We start from the raw sequence: 4,751 nt of genomic DNA, 5'->3' as shown, positions 1-4,751 counted from the left end.
GGCCGGACGTCCGGGCCGGAGCGGGCCGCCGAGGGCGGAGCCTCCCGCCCGGCGGCGCTGCGCGCGGCCAGCAGGGCGACCGCCCGGGCCGCGGCGGGTTCGGGAACTCCCAGGTCGGCGGCGCGCTGCTGGCAGATCGAGCACCAGACCGGGCTGGCCGGGCCGTCGCTGTAGGCGAGCGACTCGGGCGGCAGGTAGCTGAGCGAGCACTCCCGGCAGACGAACACGGACCTCATCCGTACACCACCCCCGCGCCGCCGCACCGACCGCACGGCGACCAGTACCGGTGCTCGCGGTGCACCTGCCAGCCGCTGCCGTCCGCCTCCACCGTGTGCTGCACCTTCTCGGTGCCGCGCCGCCCGGCACATCCCGGGCACACCTGGGGTTCGGCCACAACACCACCTCCTGTGATCAGACGGTAGCGCGCCGCAGCCATGATCGGTGGCGCATCGTCAGTCGCGCCCCGTGCAGGGCGGGTTGACGTCGCGCCGCACACCGGGAGCACCGGCGGGTCACAGGCCGACGGCGCCGTCGATGCGTTCGCGCAGCAGGTCCGCGTGGCCGTTGTGGCGGGCGTACTCCTCGATCATGTGGACGAGCACCCAGCGCAGCGACACCGGGCCTCGCCAGTCGTCCAGGCCCTCCACGTCCAGGTGCGGTGCCTCGGCCGCGAACCGCTCGGCGAAGGCGACCTCGTCCCGCCACGCCTGCCACGAGGCCCGGACGACCTCCGGATCGTCGGTGGCACCGTCGAAGTCCCCGTCCGGGTCGGCCTCCGAGACGAACAGCGCCGGCGCGTCCTGCCCGGCCAGGACCCGGCGGAACCAGCGCCGCTCCACCTCCGCGAGGTGCCGGACGAGGCCGAGCAGCGAGAGGGTGGACGGCTCCGCCGAACGCCGGGCCAGCCCGGTGGAGAGTCCGCGGCACTTCAGCTCCAGGGTGTGCCGCTGGGCGGCCAGCATGTCGGTGAGCAGCGGGCGTTCGTCTCCGGTCGCGGGGCCGGCGAAGCGGCGGGCGCGGTCGGCGGGGTCGAAGGATTCCGCACGGCGGGTCGGTGGGGTCATACCGACATCCTGGCCGCTGCCGCGGCGCTGCGGAAGCCCGGGCCGAGGCGCGGACGAGTGCCCGGCCGCATGGCAGCTGCCGGGCACCCGCGGTGCCGCCCGTGTGCGCGAGCGGACCCGACACAGCGAGGCGTGAAGCACCTGTTCCACCAGGTGACAGACCCGCCTCCCCAGGAGCGGACACTGTCCCACGGCCGCCCGTTCCCTGGGAAGGGCTGCACCCGAAGCAATTCGCGCCGGGCGACCCGGGACCCGCCGGGTCGAGACGGTGCCGGCCGGGCAGGGCCTCCGGCAGGTCGGACCGGCGGCCGGCTCAGCGGATCGGCATTCCTCCGTGCGGGCTGTTGACCGTCAGCGGCAGGGACCCTTCCGCCAGGTAGAAGTGCCCGGGGACGTGTTCGATGTGGAGGTGGCCGCCGTCCTCGGCCGCAGCCATGCCGCGCAGGTCGTCCGCGAGCACCTCCCTGCCGGCGGCATCACCGCTGATCACGAGGAGTCGCCGCGCCGGATCCAGATGGACGAGGACGCCCGGGCCTGCGGTCCTCCTGGCCTCCACCCCCGCCAGGGCGTCGGTGTCCGGCGAGGGCGCGGCGGCGAGCAGCCCCTCGCCCTCGGCCACCGCGCCCGCCAGGCCGCTCAGTTCCTCGGCCGAGGCCGTGAGATCCACTTCGCCGTACACGGGGTCACGGGTGAGCCTCACGCGGTCAGCACTCCTTCAGGATCGGGCTCCCATCATGGCGGTCGGCTGCCGGAGTTCGGACGTTCCCGTCCGGGTGTGCCGGGGGTGGCTACCGGTGCGTCCCGATCGCGCCGGCGGACAGGAGGTCGGCGAGGAGGGGGCGGAAGTGGTCGAAGGCGGGGGTGTCGGTGTCGGTGGTCTTCGCCAGGTCGTCCCAGCGGCGGACGGCGACGGCGTCGGCCGCGGCGGGCAGGGCTGCGAAGGCGGCGGCCTCCTCGGCGGCCATCGGGCCGCCCTGCACCCGGAGGGTGTGCTCGGAGGCTTCGGACAGGCCGGCCCGGTACGCCGGCTCCACCGCGCACAGGTAGCGCTTGGCGGCGACGTGCAGCCGGATCGGTTCGGTGACCTCGGGGCCGAACCAGCGGGCGAGCCAGTCGGCGCCGGTGTGGCTGTGGCGGTTGTCGGTGCCGGCCGTCAACTGCGCGCCGGTGACGGCGCCGTGGAAGTGGCCGACGTCGTGCAGCAGGGCGGCCGCCACCAGGTGCGGCGGTGCTCCGTCCCGGTGGGCGAGGACGGCGGCCTGCAGCATGTGTTCGGCCTGGGTGACGGCCTCGCCGAGGTACTCCTCGGCGCCCTCGCCCTCGAAGAGTTCCTGGAGGGTGTCCAGGGCCTCGGTGTGGCGGTCCAGGACGGCGAGGGCGGAGCCGAGGGAGTCGAGGTCGGCGTAGCAGCCCTGGAGGTGGCGGTGGCCGTCGCGGTCGAAGGCGGTGCGGGCGTGCAGCAGCCGGGTGTTGTCGAAGACCAGGCAGTCGCCGGGGTCGAGGCGGAAGGTGAGCTGCAGTTCGGGGCGCAGGATGATCGCGGCGAAGCGGCGGTAGGCGGCGTAGAAGGCGTCGAGGTCGGCGGCGGGCAGCCGCAGGGTGCCGATGGAGCGGTTGTTGAACCGGATCTCGCGGATCCGGCCGAGGGCGTCGGTCTCGATCAGCGGCCGCTCGGCGTGCAGTTCGGTGGTGCGGTCGCGGAAGGCGAACGGGACGGGTGTCCGGGTGAGCAGCGCGAAGTCCTCGGGTGCCTCGGTGCGCAGCAGGTCGGCGGCGGCGAAGCCGTCGACCAGGCCGGAGTCGCCGCCCTCGGCGGCGTTCTCCAGGCAGTGCAGCAGTTGCAGGGTGGGCACCGGGTCGCGGTAGGGGTTGTCGGTGTGCGGGGTGATGGCGGCGCTGGTGAAGGCGAGGTTGTTGGGGTCGGGTTCGACGCGGACGTCGAAGAGTTCGCCGTAGTTGGTGACCCGGACGTGGCCGAAGGTGCGGGCGACGGCGAGCACCTGCCGGTCGGTGGTGGGGACGCCGCGCAGCACGGCGAAGCCGAGGTGCCGGACGGCGCGCAGCACGGCGGCGCGTTCGGCGGGGTCGGCGAGGTGGGCGTCCCAGTGGGCCTCGGGGAGGCCGGCGGCGAAGTCGGCGGCGCGCCACAGCCGTTTGGCCGCCTCGGTGCGGTGGTCGCCGGGGTGCCGGCCGGCGGTCTCCGGTCCGTGCCCGTCCGGGGCGGCGGCCGCGAGCCAGGTGAGCGGGTAGCGGGAGCGGTGGCCGTCGGTCCAGAGCACGGCCAGGTGGCCGTCCCGCTCGGTGCTCTCCCGGACGGCGAGGTCGGCGGGCAGGTCGGTGATCTGGAACAGCTTCTGGCCGTTGCCGGGCTCGCGGCACTCGTCGCAGGGGCAGTTGTCGCGCAGCCAGTAGCCGGACAGGGCACGGGGATCGGACATGCGGGGTCCTTCGGTGGGCGGCCATCGCGGGCCGAGTTGTACAGGCAACTCACCTTCGTCGGCGACCCTGCCGAAGGCCGGTGACCAACCCCGGACTTCCGGGTTAAGGGAAGGGAAACAGCAGGCCACGGGCGGGAGGACGGGAGCGGCGGAGCCACCCGTTCGGGTGAGTCTGCGGCATGTCGACCGTGCGGCGGTGCGCAGCACGGGCCGACGATGGGCCCGACCGCCGTCCGCGTCCGCCGACCTGGAGATCCCCATGATCCGCCGGACCATGTCCGCCGCCCGCCTGCTGGCCGGCGTCACCGCCCTCACCGCAGTCCTCGCCACCGCCGCCGGGTGCGGCTCCGACCCGGCACCGACCACCGGCGCCGCACCGTCCGGCCCGGCGAGCGGCGCCCCGATCGCCTGCAACGGCTCCGGGCAGCTGCTCGGAGCGGGCTCCACCGCGCAGGCGAACGCCATCGACATCTGGAAGGTCGCCTTCGGCACCGCCTGCCCGGACATCACCGTCACCTACGGCGGCGGCGGTTCGGGGGCGGGCGTGCAGCAGTTCAACCAGGGCAAGGTGACCTTCGCCGGTTCGGACGCCCCGCTGAAGCCGGAGGAGGTCACCGCCTCGAAGCAGGTGTGCACCGGCGGGCAGGGCATCGACCTGCCGATGGTCGCCGGCCTGATCTCGATCGTCTACAACGTCGACGGCGTCGACGACCTCGTGCTCGACGCCCCGACCGTCGCCAAGATCTTCAACGGGCAGATCACCAAGTGGAACGACCCGGCGGTCGCCGCCCTCAATCCGGGCGCCACGCTGCCGAACACCACGATCCAGAGCTTCCACCGCGGCGACGACTCGGGCACCACCGCGAACCTCACCGCCTACCTCGCGGCGGCCGGCAACGGCACCTGGCCGTACCCGCCGAGCAAGACCTGGGCCGGGCAGGGCGGCCAGTCCGCCAACGGCTCGGCCGGCGTGTCCGCCCAGGTGAAGCAGGTCCAGAACTCGATCGGTTACGTCGAACTCTCCTTCGCCCAGACCAACGGCCTCAGGAGCGCCGCGATCAGCACCGGTGCCCCGCAGCCGGTCACCGCGACGGCCGCCAACGCGGCCACCACCTTCGCCGGCGCCACGGTCGCGGGCACCGGCAGCGACCTCGCCCTGAACCTCGACTACGCGACCAAGGCTGCCGGCGCCTACCCGATCGTCCTGGTGACGTACGAGATCGTCTGCGACAAGGGCAACAAGTCCGGC

Annotated in this window: 6 protein-coding genes; 1 reads left to right on the top strand and 5 read right to left on the bottom strand. The window is 74.0% G+C overall.

Annotation, left to right across the window (positions count from 1 at the left end):
* The 5 genes from ABZ641_RS26130 to ABZ641_RS26110 all read right to left on the bottom strand — a co-directional run.
* On the bottom strand, nt 1–236 hold a 236-nt coding region (locus ABZ641_RS26130; protein WP_359985457.1), incomplete at its 3' end, for a hypothetical protein.
* Complete coding sequence (locus ABZ641_RS26125) at nt 233–394, bottom strand: hypothetical protein (protein ID WP_344626989.1); 162 nt, start codon at nt 392–394, stop codon at nt 233–235. The genes ABZ641_RS26130 and ABZ641_RS26125, both read right to left, overlap by 4 nt.
* Before the next feature lie 118 nt (nt 395–512).
* The gene (locus ABZ641_RS26120) at nt 513–1,064 is read right to left on the bottom strand and encodes a DinB family protein (RefSeq protein ID WP_359985454.1); all 552 of its coding nucleotides are present in this window, start codon (nt 1,062–1,064) and stop codon (nt 513–515) included.
* Between the two features lie 313 nt (nt 1,065–1,377).
* Entirely contained in the window at nt 1,378–1,764 is a 387-nt protein-coding gene (locus tag ABZ641_RS26115) for a hypothetical protein (protein WP_359985452.1), read from the bottom strand.
* A gap of 88 nt (nt 1,765–1,852) precedes the next feature.
* Entirely contained in the window at nt 1,853–3,502 is a 1,650-nt protein-coding gene (locus ABZ641_RS26110) for a phosphonate degradation HD-domain oxygenase (protein ID WP_359985450.1), read from the bottom strand.
* A 259-nt stretch (nt 3,503–3,761) separates the two neighbouring features.
* On the opposite strand from ABZ641_RS26110, the gene pstS reads away from it, so the two are divergent.
* Nucleotides 3,762–4,751 (top strand): phosphate ABC transporter substrate-binding protein PstS (pstS, locus tag ABZ641_RS26105; protein ID WP_359985447.1); only part of this gene is annotated, 990 nt, incomplete at its 3' end.

It is taken from the genome of Kitasatospora sp. NPDC007106 (assembly GCF_040634455.1).
GTDB lineage: Bacteria > Actinomycetota > Actinomycetes > Streptomycetales > Streptomycetaceae > Kitasatospora > Kitasatospora arboriphila.
This window is presented reverse-complemented; position numbering and strand designations above follow the sequence as displayed.